17 protein-coding genes and 1 other RNA gene are annotated in these 19,138 nt (G+C 60.5%); 5 read left to right on the forward strand and 13 right to left on the reverse strand.

Going from position 1 to position 19,138, the window contains the following annotated elements; genetic code table 11:
- Positions 1–77: 77 nt before the first annotated feature.
- Positions 78–174, reverse strand: an RNA gene (ffs, locus tag ACMGF7_RS02805) — signal recognition particle sRNA small type.
- Between the two features lie 156 nt (positions 175–330).
- Between ffs and ACMGF7_RS02810 the strand changes: the two genes are divergently transcribed.
- Complete coding sequence (locus ACMGF7_RS02810; protein ID WP_049242789.1) at positions 331–645, forward strand: MGMT family protein; 315 nt, start codon at positions 331–333, stop codon at positions 643–645.
- A gap of 64 nt (positions 646–709) precedes the next feature.
- Here the strand turns inward: ACMGF7_RS02810 and ACMGF7_RS02815 are convergent, their stop codons facing one another.
- Positions 710–1,201 carry a YbaY family lipoprotein gene (locus ACMGF7_RS02815; protein WP_004940318.1) on the reverse strand — a complete coding sequence of 164 codons (492 nt, stop codon included), beginning with the start codon at positions 1,199–1,201 and terminating at the stop codon, positions 710–712.
- A gap of 231 nt (positions 1,202–1,432) precedes the next feature.
- Between ACMGF7_RS02815 and tesB the strand changes: the two genes are divergently transcribed.
- Positions 1,433–2,296 carry an acyl-CoA thioesterase II gene (gene tesB, locus ACMGF7_RS02820; RefSeq protein ID WP_049242792.1) on the forward strand — a complete coding sequence of 288 codons (864 nt, stop codon included), beginning with the start codon at positions 1,433–1,435 and terminating at the stop codon, positions 2,294–2,296.
- A gap of 90 nt (positions 2,297–2,386) precedes the next feature.
- On the opposite strand, the gene amtB is transcribed toward tesB, so the two are convergent.
- From amtB to ACMGF7_RS02845, 5 genes are all read right to left on the reverse strand, one after another.
- Complete coding sequence (gene amtB / locus ACMGF7_RS02825; protein ID WP_004940322.1) at positions 2,387–3,673, reverse strand: ammonium transporter AmtB; 1,287 nt, start codon at positions 3,671–3,673, stop codon at positions 2,387–2,389.
- Positions 3,674–3,709: 36 nt separating this feature from the next.
- The gene (glnK, locus tag ACMGF7_RS02830) at positions 3,710–4,048 is read right to left on the reverse strand and encodes a P-II family nitrogen regulator (RefSeq protein WP_004940327.1); all 339 of its coding nucleotides are present in this window, start codon (positions 4,046–4,048) and stop codon (positions 3,710–3,712) included.
- A 278-nt stretch (positions 4,049–4,326) separates the two neighbouring features.
- On the reverse strand, positions 4,327–6,105 hold the full coding sequence (gene smdB / locus ACMGF7_RS02835; protein WP_049242794.1) for a multidrug efflux ABC transporter permease/ATP-binding subunit SmdB: 1,779 nt from the start codon (positions 6,103–6,105) through the stop codon (positions 4,327–4,329).
- Positions 6,098–7,873 carry a multidrug efflux ABC transporter permease/ATP-binding subunit SmdA gene (gene smdA / locus ACMGF7_RS02840; protein ID WP_197842929.1) on the reverse strand — a complete coding sequence of 592 codons (1,776 nt, stop codon included), beginning with the start codon at positions 7,871–7,873 and terminating at the stop codon, positions 6,098–6,100. The genes smdB and smdA overlap by 8 nt, the downstream gene beginning before the upstream one ends.
- A 92-nt stretch (positions 7,874–7,965) precedes the next feature.
- Positions 7,966–8,427 (reverse strand): Lrp/AsnC family transcriptional regulator, encoded by a 462-nt coding sequence (locus ACMGF7_RS02845; RefSeq protein WP_004940330.1) that lies wholly within the window; start codon positions 8,425–8,427, stop codon positions 7,966–7,968.
- Positions 8,428–8,549: 122 nt separating this feature from the next.
- Between ACMGF7_RS02845 and ACMGF7_RS02850 the strand changes: the two genes are divergently transcribed.
- Positions 8,550–9,590 carry a PLP-dependent cysteine synthase family protein gene (locus ACMGF7_RS02850; protein ID WP_015376851.1) on the forward strand — a complete coding sequence of 347 codons (1,041 nt, stop codon included), beginning with the start codon at positions 8,550–8,552 and terminating at the stop codon, positions 9,588–9,590.
- Between the two features lie 60 nt (positions 9,591–9,650).
- Here ACMGF7_RS02850 and cof read toward each other — a convergent pair whose 3' ends face one another.
- Entirely contained in the window at positions 9,651–10,475 is an 825-nt protein-coding gene (gene cof / locus ACMGF7_RS02855; protein WP_049242798.1) for an HMP-PP phosphatase, read from the reverse strand.
- Between the two features lie 104 nt (positions 10,476–10,579).
- On the opposite strand from cof, the gene ACMGF7_RS02860 reads away from it, so the two are divergent.
- Complete coding sequence (locus tag ACMGF7_RS02860; protein ID WP_197763879.1) at positions 10,580–12,295, forward strand: SgrR family transcriptional regulator; 1,716 nt, start codon at positions 10,580–10,582, stop codon at positions 12,293–12,295.
- Between the two features lie 115 nt (positions 12,296–12,410).
- A complete protein-coding gene (gene queC, locus ACMGF7_RS02865; protein WP_015376848.1) occupies positions 12,411–13,109 on the forward strand; it encodes a 7-cyano-7-deazaguanine synthase QueC in 699 nt (232 codons plus the stop codon).
- A gap of 36 nt (positions 13,110–13,145) precedes the next feature.
- Here queC and ACMGF7_RS02870 read toward each other — a convergent pair whose 3' ends face one another.
- The 5 genes from ACMGF7_RS02870 to lon all read right to left on the reverse strand — a co-directional run bounded on the left by ACMGF7_RS02870 (position 13,146) and on the right by lon (position 19,132).
- Positions 13,146–13,559: an acyl-CoA thioesterase gene (locus ACMGF7_RS02870; RefSeq protein ID WP_004940344.1), complete on the reverse strand. Its 414-nt coding sequence runs from the start codon at positions 13,557–13,559 to the stop codon at positions 13,146–13,148.
- A gap of 154 nt (positions 13,560–13,713) precedes the next feature.
- Complete coding sequence (locus ACMGF7_RS02875) at positions 13,714–14,088, reverse strand: ComEA family DNA-binding protein (RefSeq protein WP_164095465.1); 375 nt, start codon at positions 14,086–14,088, stop codon at positions 13,714–13,716.
- A 138-nt stretch (positions 14,089–14,226) separates the two neighbouring features.
- Positions 14,227–16,110, reverse strand: a complete 1,884-nt coding sequence (gene ppiD, locus ACMGF7_RS02880) for a peptidylprolyl isomerase (protein ID WP_197798668.1) — start codon at positions 16,108–16,110, stop codon at positions 14,227–14,229.
- A gap of 178 nt (positions 16,111–16,288) precedes the next feature.
- Entirely contained in the window at positions 16,289–16,561 is a 273-nt protein-coding gene (hupB, locus tag ACMGF7_RS02885; RefSeq protein WP_004940351.1) for a nucleoid-associated protein HU-beta, read from the reverse strand.
- 216 nt (positions 16,562–16,777) lie between these two features.
- On the reverse strand, positions 16,778–19,132 hold the full coding sequence (gene lon, locus ACMGF7_RS02890; RefSeq protein WP_004940352.1) for an endopeptidase La: 2,355 nt from the start codon (positions 19,130–19,132) through the stop codon (positions 16,778–16,780).
- Positions 19,133–19,138: the final 6 nt, after the last annotated feature.

A 19,138-nucleotide genomic window follows, 5' to 3' on the forward strand; every position in this document is an offset into this window, starting at 1 on the left:
GATGACAGAAATGGATAATAGATACGTGGAGGATAGGTGGCAAAAGCGCGGATTGGCGAAGCCCAAATGGGTGGGGACCCTGCCAGCTACATCCCGGCACACACGTCACCTGCTGCGGCTGCTTCCTTCCGGACCTGACCGAGTTCACAAGTTAGTGTTGCGGGAGAACCAACAGGGCCCCCATTGACGGCTTCTGTACTCCGAAGCGGTGGGCATTATCGGCGATGCCCCACCAAATAGCAAGCCAACCGGGGCCAACCGCTGTTTTCTTACCCACCTGCGCTGTGGCACACTCTTCGCTTGGGTTTTGACTCGTGCAGGAACAGCAATATGCAACCAGAAGACGCCTCTTTCAGCCAGCGGGTTTTCCATATCGTGGCCGCCATCCCGTTCGGCAAAGTCACCACTTACGGTGAAGTCGCCCGACTGGCCGGCTCGCCGCGCGCCGCGCGTCAGGTTGGCGGCGTGCTGCGGCGTTTGCCGGAAGGCAGCACGCTGCCCTGGCACCGGGTGATCAACCGGCAGGGACAGATCTCGCAGCAGGGGGAGGATTTTCAACGGCAACGGCAGGCACTGCTGGCGGAGGGGATAATTTTCGGCCCGCACAGCACGATCGATTTCGAACGCTACGGCTGGCGCTGGTAAAACAAAACAGCCTTTGGCCGAAGCGCAAAGGCTGTTGATTTCATCTTGCTGTACCGCAGTAAGTTTACTGCATGGCGGTTGGTGCAGCCTGAATCGGCACACCCTGAACCGGAACCAGCAGCAGATCGGCGCGGGTGCCGTTGCGGTTAACCACTTCCTGGATGGTGTCGGTAATGAACATCAGGCGCCCGTTGACCGTCACCGCCGCGCTCAGAATGATGCGCGCATTCGGTTGGATGTCGGACGGGTTGTACGGCAGCGTAAAGCTGAATGGCGCCTGCTGCCCTTCAGTACGCACCGCGCGCTGTGCAATCACTTTGGACGGCGCATCTGCCAGCGAAGCGTCAGAGAGGGTGACCGTCAGTACGGCGTCCGGCGGCAGCGCAATGCGCTGACGTATATTAACCGAACCTGTCACCGCCGGGCCCTGAATCTGCGTTTGCGCAGCCGCCGGGTTACCGGCCGTCTGTGTAGGCACATCGGCACTCTTTTGCGCGCATCCTGCCAGCGTGATCGTCAGTGCCGCGGCACCGCCTACGATTTGCCAGAGTTTCATGGATCGGTCTCCTTTTTTATTATCAACATGTTGGTGGCTTTCACCACCTCACCTATTAAACCTAGCACAAAACACTGATAAATCCACTTTACCCCGCCTATTAATCACTTAAACAGCCCAAGGCGTCCATGATTAAGAGCATTCTCATCGGCCCCTTAACGCAAAATGTTGACGCCGCGCCGTGATATTCCGCACACTGCGCAAAATGATTATTAGAAAGGTAACAACTTTATGAGCCAGGCATTGCAAAACCTCCTCGATCTGCTGGATCTGGAGAAAATCGAAGAAGGGTTGTTCCGCGGTCAGAGTGAAGATCTGGGGCTGCGCCAGGTGTTCGGCGGGCAGGTGGTCGGCCAGGCGTTGTACGCCGCCAAACAGACGGTGCCGGACGAACGCAGCGTGCATTCGTTCCACAGCTACTTCCTGCGCCCGGGTGACAGCAGCAAGCCTATCGTTTACGACGTGGAAACCCTGCGCGACGGCAACAGCTTCAGCGCGCGCCGCGTCAGCGCCATCCAGCACGGCAAACCTATCTTCTATATGACCGCCTCCTTCCAGAGCCCGGAAGAAGGTTTCGAGCACCAGAACCAGATGCCGGACGTGCCGCCGCCGGAAGGGCTGCTGTCTGAGTCAGAGATCGCCCAGAAGCTGGCGCATATGCTGCCGGAAAAAGTGCGCGAAAAATTTATCGGCCAGAAGCCGATCGAAATGCGCCCGGTGAAATTCCATAACCCGCTGAAAGGCAGCGTGGAAGAACCGCATCGCTACGTGTGGTTCCGCGCCAACGGCAGCATGCCGGACGATCAGCGCATCCACCAATATCTGCTGGGCTACGCGTCGGACTTTAACTTCCTGCCGACGGCGCTGCAGCCGCACGGCGTCGGCTTCCTCGAGCCAGGCATGCAGGTGGCTACCATTGACCACTCAATGTGGTTCCACCGTCCGTTCCGCATGGATGACTGGCTGCTGTACGCGGTGGAGAGCTCCTCTGCCTCCGGCGCACGGGGCTTTGTACGCGGCCAGATTTATACCCGCGACGGCGTACTGGTCGCCACCACCGTGCAGGAAGGGGTGATTCGCCAACGCGAAGCCTGATCCGCAGCATAAAGAAAGGGGCGATGTTTCCATCGCCCCTTTTGGCTTCATCATTATTTTAGTCTTTAGCGCACTGCCCTGCTTTGAGCCTTACTGGTTGTAGGCGCTCTCGCCGTGGCTGTTGACGTCCAGCCCCTCGCGTTCCTGCTCCTCCGGCACTCTCAATCCAACCATGGCGCCCGCGATCTTGAAGGCGATAAAGGCGGCGACGCTCGACCACACCAGCGTGATCAGCACGCTCACCAGCTGGATCCAGACCTGATGGCCCATCGTCACCCCTTCGGCATAACCGGTGCCGCCCAGTGAAGAGGCGGTGAACACCCCGGTCAACAGGCAGCCGACGATGCCGCACACCCCGTGCACACCGAACACGTCGCAGGTGTCGTCCACTTTCAGCCATTTTTTCAGCGTCACGACGCCCCACAGGCCGGCGACGCCGCCCACCAGGCCGATGATCAACGCCCCGCCCACGCCCACGGTGCCCGCCGCCGGCGTCACTGCTACCAGCCCGGCGATCATGCCGGAGCAGGCGCCCAGCAATGAAGGCTTGCCGCGCAGCACCCACTCGGCGAAGGTCCAGGAGAGAATGGCGCCCGCAGTGGCAACCACGGTGTTGAGGAATGCCAGAGCCGCAATGCCGTTGGCCGCGCTGGCGGAACCGGCATTGAAACCGAACCAGCCGATATACAGGATGGACGCCCCGGTAAACACCATCGGCAGGTTGTGCGGTTTGAAGGCCTCTTTACCGAAGCCGGCGCGCTTGCCAATCAGGTAGGCGCCGATCAACCCGGCGCTGGCGGCGTTGATGTGCACCACGGTGCCGCCGGCGAAGTCCAATGCGCCGTCGGCGGCCAGGTAACCGCCGCCCCACACCATGTGCGCGATCGGCAGATAAGACAGCGTGAACCAGAGGATCGCGAAGATCAGCACCGCCGAGAAGCGAATGCGTTCGGCGAAGCCACCCACCACCAGCGCCACGGTGATACAGGCGAAGGAGGCCTGGAAGGCGACGTGGATCATTTGGCTGATGCTGCCGGTGACGCTGTCGATGCCGATGCCTTTCAGCATCGCCGTTTCGAACCCGCCGAACACCGCATTGCCCTCGCTGAACGCCAGGCTATAGCCATACAACACCCACAGCACGCAGACCAGCGCGAAGGTGACGGTGACCTGCGTCAGCATCGACAGCACGTTTTTGCCGCGCAGCAAGCCACCGTAAAACAGCGCGATGCCCGGCAGCGTCATGAACAGCACCAACGCGGTGCAGATCATCATAAAGGCGTTGTCGGCCTTATCAGCGACCGCCGGGGCGGCCAGGGCCAAAGAAGGAACCAGGGTTACCGAACTCAGGCCCAACATGGATAACAGTCTTTTCATTATCAATCCATCCCCATCACTTAACTGAGTTCGCGGTTACAGTGCCGATTCGTCGGTTTCGCCGGTGCGAATGCGGATCACACGTTGCAACTCGGCAACGAAAATTTTTCCGTCGCCGATTTTGCCGGTGTAGGCAGCTTTGCTAATCACATCAACCACTTCATCCAACTGATCGTCGGCGATGGCGATATCGATTTTGACCTTGGGCAGGAAATTGACGTTATATTCGGCGCCGCGATACAGCTCGGCGTGCCCCTTCTGGCGGCCAAAGCCCTTCACTTCGGTTACGGTCAACCCCTGAATGCCCACGGAGGACAAGGCCTCGCGCACGTCCTCCAGCTTGAACGGTTTGATTACCACGGTCACCAGCTTCATATTGCCCCTCCACGAATTAAGCCCAAACTCACCCCTGGTACGCGTCATATGTAGCAAGGGCTGTGCCAAATTTAATTTTGCAGGGCGATTCAGCGGATTAGCGGGCTCGCGGGCGCAGCCGCGAGGCAGCAAGGCACCGATACCTTGGGTAGGTTAAATAATGCGCACTGATTTGGTGCGCATCGCGTCGAAAAAGTGCAGAAAGGGGGCGTGGCCCAGATGGTTTGCCTGCTTATGGTGCGTTGGAAAGAAAGAAGGGCCGCGAGCGCGGCCCATGTTCAGGCGGGTTGGCTCTCCTCGCGCACCGCTTCCGCCAACTGCTCGCCCGCCAACTGCAGCTGGTACATCTGGTAGTAACGCCCCTGCAGCGCCAGCAGTTGCTGATGGTTGCCCTGCTCCACCGCCTGGCCGCGATGCAGCACCAAAATGGAATCGGCGTCGACGATGGTCGACAGCCGGTGGGCGATCACCACCAGCGTGGTGTGCTCGCGGATCGCACGCAGCGCGCGCTGGATAGCCTGTTCGGTGCCCGAGTCGATATTGGCGGTCGCCTCGTCGAGGATCAGGATCTGCGGCGCCTGCACCAAGACCCGCGCCATCGCCAGCAGCTGTTTCTGCCCAACCGACAGGTTATTGCCCTGCTCCCCCAGTCGGGTGTGAATACCCTGCGGGAAGCCACGCACCAGATCCGCCAGCTGCACCGTTTCCAGCGCCCGCCAAACGGCGTGTTCCTCGATATTGCGCCCCAACGTGACGTTGGCCAGCACCGAATCGGCGATCACCACCGGATCCTGCTGCACCATCGCCACGCCCTGGCGCAGCGTGCGGTGCGACAAGCTGGAGATCGGGCGGCCATCGAGACGCACTTCTCCCTCGCTGACCGGGTAATAACCCATCAGCAGGTTGGCCAAGGTGCTCTTGCCGCTGCCGGTGTGCCCGACCAGCGCCACGAAGCCGCGCGACGGCACCGACAGCGAAATATGCTGCAGCACCTTTTTGTCCGCGCGGTAAGCGAAGCTCAGATCGGTGATGTCGATGCGGCCGCCGGCCAACGGACTATCGTCGGTACCGTAACTCTGCTGGCTGCGATCCATCAGTTCGAAAATACGCTCGCCGGCCACCACCGCCTGCTGCAGGATCGACTGTTGTGACGTCAGCTCGATCAACGGTTCGTTCAAACGCCCCAGATAGTTGATGAAGGCATAAAGTACGCCGACGCCAATCACGCCTTCGCCGCTGAAGCCGAACAACATCAGCAAACCGCACAGCACCAGCGCCGAAAACAGGCTGAGCAGCGGCCGCAGCAGGAAACCGTCGAGCCGCAGGGTCTGCATGCGCGCGAGATAGTGCGACTGGCTGGCGGCGCTCATGCGCTCGCCGAAGCGCACCTGCTGGCGGAACTGCTGGATCACGCCCATGCCGTTGATCACTTCGTTGAAGCCGTCGTTGATGTCCGCCAGATAACTGCGCACCCGTCGCACGATCGGCGTGCTGTAGTATTGATAGATGCCCATCACCACAAACACCGCCGGGAAGATGCAGATAGCCACTAACGCCATGCGCCAGTCGAGGCTGAACATCGCCACCAGCATGGCGCCGATCAGCGCGGCGCTTTTCAGCACCGTGGAGACCACCATCACGTACAGGTCCTTGATCACTTCGGTGTCGTTGGTGACGCGCGAGATCAATTGCCCGACCGGTTGCGTGTCGAAGGCGCTGAGCGGCTGGCGCAGCGCGGCGTCCATCACGTCGGTGCGCAGCCGCTGCACCACGCCTACCGCCGCCTGGTTGAACAGCAGCGCCTGGAAGTAATGCAGCGCCGCCGCCAGCAGCTCCAGCAGAATGTAGGCCGCCGCCAGCCCGCCGACGATCATCAGCGGCAGTTGCCCTTTGGCGACGTAATTATCGATAAAATAGCTCACCAGGATCGGCCCGGCGACTTCCGCCGCCGCCGCCACCCACAGCATCAGCACCGCCACCCCCAACGGTTTGCGGTACGGCGAACCGTAGGCCAGCAGGCGCTTCAGCGTCGGCCACAGCTTTTGCACTTTATTCATCGGCCAACGCCTCCTCGCCGTTTTCCGGCGCTTCGTCCAGCGCAGCTTCCAGCTGCTGATAGCGGTACATATCGCGATACCAGCCCGGCTGCGCCGCCAGCGCCGCCGGATCGCCACGCTGCGCCACGCCGCCGTGCTGCATCACCAGGATTTCGCTGGCCTCGGTTAATGCCGACAGCCGGTGTGCGCTGATGATCACCGTGCGATCTTGCCCCCAGTTGCGCAGGTTGTGCAGGATCTGGTGTTCGGTACGGCCATCCACCGCCGATAGCGCATCGTCGAGGATCAAGATCTCCGCATCCAGCAGCAGCGCGCGCGCGATGGAGATGCGCTGTTTCTGCCCGCCCGACAGCATCACGCCGCGTTCGCCCACCTCGGTGTCATAGCCCTGCGGCAGCCGCAGAATGTCCTCATGGACGCTGGCCAACCGCGCCGCCTGTTCGATCTGCGCCTGCGTCGCCCCCGGATGGCCCAGTGCGATGTTGTTCGCCACGGTATCGGAGAACAGGAACGGCGTTTGGCTCACCACCGACAGCCGCGAACGCCAGTCGTCGAGTTTGACCTGCGGCAACGGCAGGCCGTGATAGCGGATCTGCCCTTGATCGACGTCGAACTGGCGCTGGATCAGCGACAGCAGCGTCGATTTGCCGGCCCCGGTCGGCCCGCACAGCCCCAGCATTTGCCCTGGTTTCAGCGTCAGCGCCACATCGTGCAGCGCCGGATGCGGGTTTTCCGGGTAGTGGAACGCGCGGATATCCACCTCCAGCACGCCGCGCCCGGCCGGCAACGCCTGCGGGCCATCCTGCACCGCCGGCGCCTCGTCGAGCAGGCTGCGGATGCGGCTGTAGGCTGCGCTGCCGCGCTCGACGATATTGAACATCCAGGCCAGCGCCAGCATTGGCCAGATCATCAGGCCGAGGTACATCACAAAGCTGGTCAGTTGCCCGAGCGTCAGCGAACCGTTTACCACCATCCAGCTGCCGCCGCCGATAGCCAGCAGGTTAGAGGCGCCGATGGCGATATAAATGGTCGGATCGAAGCGCGCATCCACCCGCGCCACGTGCATGTTCTTGGCCCCGGTCTGCGCCGCGACGTCGGCGAAGCGGTTGGATTGGTGATCTTCCAGCCCGAAGGCCTTGATCATGCGGATGCTGGTCATGCTTTCCTGCGCCTGATCGTTCAGGCTGGAAAACGCCGCCTGCGCCGATTTAAAGCGCTGGTGCAGCTGGTCGCCGTAATATTTGATGGCGATCGCCATCAGCGGCATCGGGATTAACGCCAACACCGTCAGCTGCCAGCTGATTTGGGTGCTCATCACCACCAGCACCACCACCCCCATCACCAGCGAATCCACCAACGTCAGCACGCCTTCACCGGCGGCGAACACCACGCGATCCACATCGTTGGTGGCGCGCGCCATCAGATCGCCGGTGCGGTGGCGCAGGTAGAACGCCGGGTTTTGTCGGCTGAGCTGGCGGTAAAAGTTTTCGCGCAGCTCGACCGCCAGTTGGTAGGAGGCGCCGAACAGCAGCACCCGCCACACATAGCGCAGCAGGTAAACGACGATCGCGGTGCCGATCATCAGCCCGAGCCAGGCCAACAGCACACCGGTGGACATCTGTTTTTCGGTGACGCCGTCCACGATGATGCCGACCAGCTTAGGCGGCAACAGTTGCAGGATGGCGATGACGATCAGCAGCACCACCGCCCCGAGGTAGCGGCGCCACTCCCGGCGGAAGTACCAGCCGATTTGTGCAAATAATCTCACGCAGTTTGATTCCAGGATTTTATGGGATTTGTCTCTTTTTCTGCTTCAGCAGAGCAGGATACCACCGTTGAGCCGCCCGTCCGGTTAACTTTTCACTCCGGCACCGGCAGCGCGGTGGTGTATTTGATTTTTTCCATGGCAAAGCTCGAGGTGACGTCAATAAGGCCCGGTACGCCGTTCACCAGGCGCTTATAAAAGCCGTCGTAGCTTTTCATGTCCGCCACTTCGACCTGCATCAGGTAGTCGTACTCCCCCGCCATCCGGTAGAACGCCAGCACCTCGGGCATCTGGCTGGTCAGCTGCACAAACGCCTGATACCACTCGCTGCTGTGCTGCTGGGTCTTGATCAGCACGAACGCCGTCAACCCCAGGCCGAGCTTTTCATTATCCAGCAAGGCCACCCGGCCGCGGATATAGCCTTCGTCTTCCAGACGCTTCAGGCGCTTCCAGCATGGCGTAGAGGTCAAATTGACCGCATCGGCCAGCGCCTGCAGCGACTGGGTGCAATCTTGCTGCAGCATGCACAGCAGCTTACGGTCTGTTTTATCTAACATAGCGGCCACCTGGAGAAAAATTTTCTCCCATTAGGCGATTAAACAGGGAAAATGGCAATCCTTTTTTCCTGCCGACAGGCTATGCTACGCCATAAATCAGCCCCCTATTCTGAGGCCAAATCATGACAAACTCTTGGGTAAAATATGCTATCGGTGAAATAGAAGCGGATTTTCAACGCTCCGCCGATACGCACCTGATTCGCCTGAACCTGCCGGCGTTTCCCGGCATCTGCCTGTACCTGAAAGATGAGAGCACCCACCCGACCGGCAGCCTGAAACATCGCCTGGCGCGCTCGCTGTTCCTTTACGGCCTGTGCAACGGCTGGATCACCGAGAACACCACCATCATCGAGGCCTCTTCCGGCAGCACCGCGGTCTCCGAAGCCTACTTCGCCCGTCTGATCGGCCTGCCATTCATCGCGGTGATGCCGTCCTGCACCGCGCGCCGCAAGGTGGAGCAGATCGCCTTTTACGGCGGCCGCTGTCATTTCGTCGATCACGCCGCCCAGATCTACGCTGCCTCCGAACAGCTGGCGAAAGAGCTGAACGGCCACTATATGGATCAGTTCACCTACGCCGAGCGCGCCACCGACTGGCGCGGCAACAACAATATCGCCGACAGCATCTTCCGCCAGATGGCGCGCGAACCTTTCCCGGTGCCGAAACACATCGTGATGAGCGCCGGCACCGGCGGCACCTCTGCCACGCTGGGTCGCTACATCCGCTATCAGGGGCACGACACCCAATTGACAGTGGTCGATCCGGAAAACTCGGTGTTCTATGACTGCTTCCACCACGGCGATCGCACCCTGATCGGCAGCTGCGGCAGCCGTATCGAAGGCATCGGCCGCCCGCGCGCCGAGCCGTCGTTCATCCCGTCGGTGGTCGACAACATGCTGCGCGTGCCGGATGCCGCCAGCGTCGCCACCATTCACTGGCTGGAAGGCGTGCTGGGCCGCAAGGTTGGCGCCTCTACCGGCACCAACGTTTGGGGTGCGCTGCAGTTGGCGAAGCAGATGCGGGAAAACGGCGAGCAAGGGTCGATCGTCACCCTGCTGTGCGACAGCGGCGAGCGTTATCTGGATACCTATTACAACCCGGAATGGGTCAGCAACAACATCGGCGATCTGCAGCCGTATCTCGCGCAGCTGGCGGATTTGTAACGCCAGGCTTCGGGTAAAAAAAAGCCGGGTAGTCATACCCGGCCGGCTGTAAGGAGAACCTCATTCTTCGGGGGAATAGGTGAGGCAAGGTGAACGCAGCCAATGTTGTAAATAGTGAGCCACCGCCTGTTGTTGGCAATGGCCGATAACCGGTAGCTGCGGCAGCAGGGATTTCAGCTGCGGCAGGGCGTTGCCCATCACCACGCCGTGCCCCACCGCTCCCAGCATCTCTTTGTCGTTCATCGCGTCGCCGAACGCCATGCAGTCGGCCATCGTCAGCCCCAGATGACGGCTCAGCCGCTCCAGCGCCGTGCCTTTGTTGCAACCGAGCGGCAGCACCTCCAGACAGTCGTAGGCGGAAAAGCACAGGTCTGCCTCATCGCCCAATTGCGCCCGCAGCTGCACCTGCAACGCCAGCAACTCCTCATGTGGCGCGACAAAGCACACCTTGCTGTTGCCGAACGCCGGCAGACGGCGCACATCGGCCAGTTGAAAACGAAAACCGCTCAGGTGATGCGCCCGCAGCATCTCTTCCGGCACGGGAAACTCGGTCAGCCAACCTTCGTCGCGGAATACATGCATGCTGGCGCGGGTGCGCCAATGATGATGCAGCACCTCTTCGGCCACCGCCGCCGGCAGGTCGGTGGCGTGCAGCTGTTGGCCGCGGTTGTCATATACCCGCGTGCCGTTGCCGGTGATCAGGTAACCCTGCAGCCCCAGTTGCGCCATGATCGGTTGCGCATCGAGGTAGTGGCGCCCGGTGGCGAACGTCACCGCCATCTCCCGCTCCACCAGCTGGTTCAGCACCGCCAGCGTTTCCGGGCCAACCCGGTGATCCGGCATCAACAGCGTGCCGTCCATATCGAAAGCTGCCAGGCGATACATAAAGACCTCATGAATGTGAACGCGATTACAATCACTGCAGTATGGGATGGTATTTGCGGAAGTAATAGTGAACAATTTGAGAAAACTGTTCCGGATTTCTGCCCATGCGCCTGGTTCACCGCCTCAGCCAATATCAACGCCTGTATCAACAGCTCGGCAGCGCGCCGGTCGCCGTGACCATCGGCGAGCTGGCGGCGATGTTCTACTGCAGCGAACGCCATGCCCGCACGCTGGTGCAGCAGCTGCAGGATCAGGGCTGGCTGAGCTGGCATTCGCAGCCCGGCCGCGGTAAGCGCGCTCGCCTGCACTGCCTGAAAACCCCGGATGAACTGCGCGCGCAGCTGCTTCAACAGCTGCTGCAACAGGGCAATCATCAGGGGGCGCTGGAGATGGCGCAGCTCGATCCGCAGCACCTGCAGGATCTGCTCAGCCCGCACCTCGGCGGGCAATGGCAGGCCGGCAGCCCGACGCTGCGCATTCCCTATTACCGCACGCTGGAAGCGCTCGACCCGCTCACGTTGACCGGCCGCGCCGAACAACATCTGGTGTCGACCCTGCACGCCGGACTGACGCGCCTGATGACCGGTAACCCGGAACCGCAGCCCGATCTGGCGCACCATTGGCAGATTAGCGATCGCGGCCTGCGCTGGCGCTTCTTTCTGCGCAGCCAGCTGCGCTGGCACAACGGCGAACCGTTGACCGGCCACCAACTGCTGCAAACGCTGGAAAAACTGCAGCGCCATCCGCGTAGCCAACCGAGCCTGGCCAACGTCGCGCGCATCAGCCTGCCGCATCCGTTGTGTATTCAGTTCGATCTGCACCTGCCGGACTACTGGCTGGCCCACCGGCTGGCGGAGCTGCCTTGCCTGATGACTCACCCGGAACTGCCGGCCATCGGCGCCGGCCCGTTCAAGCTGACACTGAATGAGCCGCACCTGGTGCGGCTGGAACAGCACGCCGGTTACCATCTGCAGCATCCGTATCTGGATACCATCGAATACTGGATCACCCCCGATTTGCCTACCGCCGGCACCTACACCAGTTGCCAGCATCCGGTGCGCATCACCATAGGCCAGCAAGACGATTTGGCGCAGGCCCGGCCGGTGCAGCGCAGCATGAGCCTGGGCTGGTGTTATCTGGCGCTGAACCTGCGCCACGGCGTGCTGAACGAAGCCCAGGGGCAAAAGCTGCTGATGCTGATCCAGCAGTCCGGCCTGCTGAGCCATCTGCCGATCCCCAACAGCGTGATCACCCCCAGCCATGAAATGCTGCCCGGCTGGCGCATCCCCCACCAACAGGTCGAAGAGGATGTCGCCCTGCCCGCCCGGCTGACGCTGCTGTATCGGCCGCCGGTCGAGCTGGAAACGGTGACGGCCGCGCTACAGCGGTTGCTCGCGCAGCACGGCTGCGAGCTGGAGGTGCGTTACTATGCCGGCAAGCGCTGGCAAAGCGAGGAACAGATCGCCCAGGCCGATCTGCTGCTGGCGGACAACCTGATCGGCGAAGCGCCGGAGGCGACGCTGGAGAGCTGGCTGCGGCAGGATACGCTGTGGCGTGGCATCCTGACGGAAAGCCGCTGGCAGCAGCAACAGGATACGCTGCGGCAGATCCAGCAGCTGCAGGCGCAGCAACCGCGTTTCGCACGGCTGCAGGCCTATTATCAACGGCTGATGGCCGCCGCCATCATCACGCCGCTGTTCCACTACCAGTATCAGATCAGCGCGCCGCCGCGCATGCATGGCGTCACGCTGACCGCCCACGGCTGGTTCGATTTTTGCCAGGCGTGGCTGCCGCCGCCGGTGGACAACGCACCGGCCTGAGCCGAACCGCCCTGCGCCTGGCGGCTCTTTCTGCTACTATTGTCGCCGCAACGCAATTTTTATCCTGCCGCCCGAATGTGTATCGGGAGAGGCCAAAGCCCAAAAAGGTGATTTTATGAAGCGCGCGGTTGTCGTTTTCAGCGGTGGACAAGACTCCACGACCTGCTTAATCCAGGCATTGCAACAGTATGACGAAGTTCACTGCGTCACGTTCGATTACGGCCAGCGCCATCGCGCCGAGATTGAAGTGGCTCAAGAGCTGTCGGTAGCCCTCGGCGCCAAGGCGCACAAGGTGCTGGACGTAACGCTGCTCAATGAGCTGGCCGTCAGCAGCCTGACGCGCGACAATATTCCGGTTCCCACCTACGATCCCAACCAGAAAAATGCGCTGCCGAGCACCTTCGTGCCGGGCCGCAACATCCTGTTCCTGACGCTGGCGGCGATCTACGCCTACCAGGTCGAAGCAGAAGCGGTGATCACCGGCGTGTGTGAAACCGATTTCTCCGGCTACCCGGATTGCCGCGACGAGTTCGTTAAAGCGCTGAACAAGGCGGTGACGCTGGGCATCGCCCGCGATATCCGCTTCGAAACGCCGCTGATGTGGCTGAACAAGGCCGAGACCTGGGCGCTGGCGGATTATTACCACCAGCTGGATCGCGTACGCCAGGATACGCTGACCTGCTACAACGGCATCAAGGGTGACGGCTGCGGCGAGTGCGCCGCCTGCAACCTGCGCGCCAATGGCCTGACGCAGTATCGCGCCAACCAGGCGGAAGTGATGGCGGCGTTGAAACAGAAAGCCGGCCTGGCCTGAGGGCAGTGACGGCGGCAGCCTATGCCGCCCGTGAGCTTACTGCGGATTATCCTTCAGCGTGAGCGCCTCCAGGTGCTCGCGCAATTCTCCTTCGATCGGCAGCGCACGCTGCGTTTTCAGATCGACGCACACGAAAGTCAGCAGCGCGTCTGCCACCGGCGTCCCCGCCGGATCCTGCGTCACCTTTTGGCTCAGTACCCCGCTCTTGCCGTTGAGCTGCACCATCTGGCTGTCGATACGCAGCTTGTCCCCTAATACCGCCGGGCTGCGGTAATTGATGTTGATGTTCACCACGATGAAAGCGATGTTGTTTTCCGTCATCCAGCGGAACCCGGCTTCGTTCTCCAACCACTCCCAACGCGCCTCTTCCAGAAACTCCAAATAGCGGGCGTTGTTAACGTGCTGGTAAACATCAAGGTGATAACCGCGAACTTTGATAAAGGTTTGCATAGGGAACGATCGCTCCTGCCTGGTGATTACAGAAAGAGGGAGCCGCGCTGGCTCCCTCGCCCGTTTGGTCAACGCGCCAAACTGGTAAGACCTGTAAAATGTAGCAGAGGAGCCACGGCCTCAGCGCCATTTTGCCACGCAGCCGCGACCGGGATCACATTTTCAGCCGGGTGCGGTTCTTCTCAAACAGCGCCGGCCCGATGCCCGGCACCTCCTGCAACTGCTCAACCTGGGTGAACGGCCCGTTCTGTTCGCGATAGCGCACGATGCCTTCCGCCTTCTTCAGGCCGACGCCGCTCAAGGTGGCGGCCAGTTGTTCGGCAGTGGCCTGATTGATGCTGACCGCCGCCTCTTCGGTTGCCTTGGTCATCACCGATTGTCCGCCATGGCTCGCCGGTGTTGAGAGCATCGGCGCCTCGTTTTTTTCCACCGCGGCTGCCGGCCCGGCCAGGCATAACAACAGCGCGGTCAGCGCGGCGTTAACGTGACGACGGTAACCGAAAAACGCTTTTTTCTCTGAATATTGCATGCTGTATCCTCCTTGTGTGTGACAGCACGGCTACCTTGCCGCGGCGGCGAATATTCAGCAATCGACGGATGTCAGATATGGAAAAGGCCGCGAAAGCGGCCTTTGTTTGTTGCACTGCGTTGCAGAAAAATGCGGCGATTACTGAGGCTGTTGCTCAGCGGCGCCCATTTTGATCTTGGCTTCTTTACGCAGGCTCGCCAGCAGCGAATCGAAGGAAACGCCGGTCGCGCCCTCTTCCATCTTGCCGACGAAGGTTTTCATTTCGTCTTCCGGCAGCGTGCCTGGCTTCACCGCATCAAGCGAAATCAGCACCACGTTGTCCTGACGATCCTGCGACATGCCGTAAACCGGTTTGCCGTCCTGCGGGTGCGGCAGCGCGAACACGCTCTCCACCAGCTGGCTGTCTTCCGGCGCGCGCGCCATCTTCTGCACGGCGCCAAAGCTCAGGCCGGCGGCTTTCATCGCTTCGTCGCCCTTGCCCTGCTTCAGCTCAACCAGCAGCTTCTCGCCCTGCAGCTTCGCTGCCTGCAGCGCCTTGTTGCGTTTCACCAGTTCCGCCACGCGGTCTTTTACCTGGTCGAACGGTTCGATGCCTTCCGGCTTGTGGCCGCTCACGCGCACCACGAAAGCGCGGTCGCCGTCTACGGTGATCACGTCGGAGTTGCTGCCCGGCGCGCCGTTCTCGCCGATCAGCGAGCCGTCGAAGATCGCCTGCACCACCGGTTTGAAGTTCAGCGCGGCAGGGATGTTGTCGCGGGTGAACCAGTCGCTTTGCGCCGCTTTCACGCCGGCCGCTTCCTCAGCCGAGGCCAAAGATTCGTTGTCGCTGGTCGCCGCTTCGCTCACCTTCTGCTGCAGCGCGTAATAGGCGTCTACCGCTTTCTCCTGCTGCACCTGCTTGGCGATGGCGTCATGCACTTCGCTCAGCGGTTTCAGTTTCTCAGGTTCGATGTCGTTCAAACGCACGATCAGGTAGCCGACGGAGGATTTCACTACGCCAGACAGCTGCCCTTTCTCGGTCAGGTTAGCCTGCTTCAGTTCGTCGGCGGTGGTTTCCGGCTCCAGCCAACCCAGCTCGCCGCCGGTGCGGCGTGAGATGATGTCGGTGGATTTTTCTTTCGCCAGGGTGGCGAAATCGGCGCCCTTCTTCAGCTCATCCAGCGCCGCGTTGGCTTCCGCCTCGGTTTTCAGCTGGATCACGCTGTAGTTTTTACGCTCCGGCTGGCCGTAGCTGCTCTTGTGCTGGTCGTAGTAAGCGTTGATGTCCTCTTCGCTCACTTTCACCTTGTCCTGCATGGACGCGGCGTCCAGCGGGATATAGCTCACCTTCACCTGCTCCGGGGCGATGAAGCTGTTCTTGTTCTGATCGTAATACGCCTTCAGTTCGTCGTCGCCGGCGCTCTGTTTCGCCTGCAGCGCTTTCAAATCGATGGTCGCCAGGCGCACGTCGCGCTCCTGCAGCACCAGCGCCGCCATGGCTTGCGATTCAGACGGCAGCACGAAACCGGACTCGCCGAAGGCCTGGATCACCTGCTGATTGACCAACTGCTGACGCATCGACTGCGCGAAGTTGTCGGCGGTGTAGCCCATGCGGCCAATCAGATCGAGATATTTGGCGTTATCGAACTGGCCGTTGGTCTGGAAGTAAGGCGCCTTGCGGATGGCGTCCTTGATCTGATCGTCGCTGACCGCCAGGCCCAGCTTCTTGGCATACTGGTCGAGCAGCATGTTGTCGATCAACTGGGACAACACCTGACGGCGCATCTGCTGCATGTAGCCTTCGTTGCCGGCCAGCGCAGAGAACTGGTCACCCAGCTGCTGCTGCATGCGGCTGCGCTCACTTTGGAAAGCCTGTTCCAGCTGAGCGCGTTCGATCGTCTGACCATTTACTTTCGCAGCATAATCGCCGGAGCCGCCGATCAGGTAGTTACCCACCCCGGTCAGAACGAATGACAGGATGATCAGGGCCAGGATGATTTTGAGCACGACGTGATTGGCAGCCGCGCGTAAATTGTCCATCATAGTGTGACAACACTCCGCTGTGATGTGGATTAACAACCCTTGCGCAGGCGCGTTCCCTGCGACAAAAATAAAAAAAGCGCATCAGTCCGATGCGCCTTGTATCTTACCTTACCAGCACCGCTGCGTCAGGTGATTGTTTATTACAAAACCCTGTTACGCTAAACGGTTAGACGCTAAATCAGTTTACAGCGTCTTTCAGCGCTTTCCCTGCACGGAAGGCAGGTACTTTGGCTGCCGCGATCTTGATCTCTTTACCGGTTTGCGGGTTGCGGCCGGTACGGGCCGAACGTTCACGCACGGTAAAGGAACCGAAACCTACCAGAGCCACGTCATCCCCTGCTTTCAGGGAGTCGGTAACGGAAGCGATTACTGCGTCTAAAGCACGTCCCGCTGCCGCTTTGGAAATATCAGCACCTGCGGCAATCTTGTCGATCAGTTGTGACTTATTCACTCTATCATCCCCTCTAGAATTCTATCGTCGCACCGAAAAATCCCTACGGTTGCGACAGCGCAGCTGTTATATCAATCCCATCGAACCTTGGCAAGCCACCGACTGGGTGACAAAACGCGGGCCGACAGAGATCTAACTTAGCGGTACAAAAAAATACTGGCAAGTCCGAAATGGCTTGCCAGTATAAGTTTTATCAATGGTTTTTGCGATTCGTCACTATTTTGCCGCTACCGGCAGTGCGCCGAAGGCCGGGTTTTGCAACGCAATGTTCAAAACTTCATCGATTCGCTGCACCGGATGAATCTCCAGATCGGCGATAACATTGTCCGGAATCTCTTCCAGATCGCGCTTGTTCTCGTAAGGGATCAGCACGGTTTTGATGCCGCCGCGATGCGCCGCCAGCAGCTTCTCTTTCAGGCCGCCGATCGGCAACACCTGACCGCGCAGCGTGATCTCGCCGGTCATCGCCACATCGGCGCGTACCGGGTTGCCGGTCAGGCAGGAGACCAGCGCGGTGCACATCGCGATACCGGCGCTCGGGCCATCTTTCGGCGTCGCCCCTTCCGGCACGTGCACGTGGATGTCGCGTTTCTCATAGAAATCGGCGTTGATGCCCAGTTTCTCCGCGCGCGCGCGCACCACGGTCAGCGCCGCCTGAATCGATTCCTGCATCACTTCACCCAGAGAACCGGTGTAGGTCAGCTTGCCTTTGCCCGGCACGCAGGCGGTTTCGATGGTCAGCAAATCGCCGCCCACTTCCGTCCACGCCAGCCCGGTGACTTCGCCCACGCGGTTTTCGGTATCCGCACGGCCGTAATCGACGCGCTGCACGCCCAGGTAATCCTTCAGGTTGTCGCCGTTGATCTCGATATGCTTGCGCTTCTTGTCCATCAGCAGCGTTTTCACCGCTTTACGGCACAGTTTGGAGATTTCACGCTCCAGGCTGCGCACCCCGGCTTCGCGGGTATAGAAGCGAATAATGCCGATGATGGCGCTGTCGTCGACCGTCAACTCGCCTTTTTTCAGCGCATTGCGCTCGAGTTGCTTCGGCAGCAGGTGCTGTTTGGCGATGTTGAGCTTCTCGTCCTCGGTATAACCCGACAGGCGGATCACTTCCATACGATCCAGCAGCGGCGCAGGAATGTTCATCGAGTTCGAGGTGGCGACAAACATCACGTCGGACAGATCGTAATCCACTTCCAGATAGTGGTCGTTGAACGCCACGTTCTGTTCCGGATCCAGCACCTCCAGCAGAGCGGAGGCCGGATCGCCGCGCATGTCGGAAGACATCTTGTCGATCTCATCCAGCAGGAACAGCGGGTTCTTCACCCCAACCTTGGCCATCTTCTGGATCAGCTTGCCCGGCATCGAACCGATGTAGGTACGACGGTGACCGCGGATTTCCGCTTCGTCACGCACGCCGCCCAGCGCCATGCGCACGTACTGGCGACCGGTCGCCTTGGCGATCGACTGCCCCAGCGAGGTTTTACCCACGCCCGGCGGCCCCACCAGACACAGGATCGGCCCCTTGATTTTGCTGACGCGGCTCTGCACCGCGAGGTACTCGAGGATGCGATCTTTGACGCGCTCCAGGCCGTAGTGATCGGTATCGAGCACTTCCTGCGCCTTGTTCAGGTCTTTTTTCACCTTGCTGCGCGCATTCCACGGCACCTGCAGCATCCAGTCGATGTAGCCGCGCACCACGGTCGCTTCCGCCGACATCGGCGACATCATCTTCAGCTTTTGCAGTTCCGCTTCGGTTTTTTCGCGCGCCTCTTTCGGCATTTTCGCCGCATCGATCTTGCGCTTCAGCGCTTCGTGCTCGTCCGGCGCGTCGTCCATCTCGCCCAGTTCTTTCTGAATCGCCTTCATCTGCTCATTCAGATAGTACTCGCGCTGGCTCTTCTCCATCTGCTTCTTGACGCGGTTACGGATGCGTTTCTCAACCTGCAGCAGGTCGATCTCCGACTCCATCATCGCCATCAGGTATTCCAGACGCTCGGTGATGTCGGACATCTCGAGCACCGACTGCTTGTCGCTGAGTTTCAGCGGCATGTGGGCGGCGATGGTGTCCGCCAGGCGCGCGGCGTCGTCGATGCTGTTGAGTGACGTCAGCACCTCCGGCGGGATTTTTTTATTCAGTTTGATATAGCCTTCAAACTGATTGATCGCGGTGCGCACCAGCACTTCCTGCTCGCGCTCGTCGATAGCCGGCGACTCAAGGTATTCCGCCTGCGCGGCGAAATGCTCACCGCTGTCGGACAGCGTAGTGATGCGTGCGCGCTGCAGCCCCTCGACCAGCACTTTTACCGTGCCGTCCGGCAGCTTCAGCATCTGCAGGATCGACGCTACGGTGCCGACCGAGAACAAGTCGTTAATGCCAGGTTCATCCGTTGAGGCCTCTTTCTGTGCCACCAGCATGATCTTCTTATCGTGATCCATTGCGGCTTCGAGGCACCGAATCGATTTTTCCCGGCCAACAAATAACGGGATCACCATGTGCGGATAAACCACCACGTCGCGCAATGGCAAAACGGGGATTTCAATGCGTTCGGAACGCTCAGGGTTCATAGAGCT

Origin of the sequence: Serratia sp. BNK-17 (assembly GCF_048684935.1) — a bacterium.
GTDB lineage: Bacteria > Pseudomonadota > Gammaproteobacteria > Enterobacterales > Enterobacteriaceae > Serratia > Serratia nematodiphila.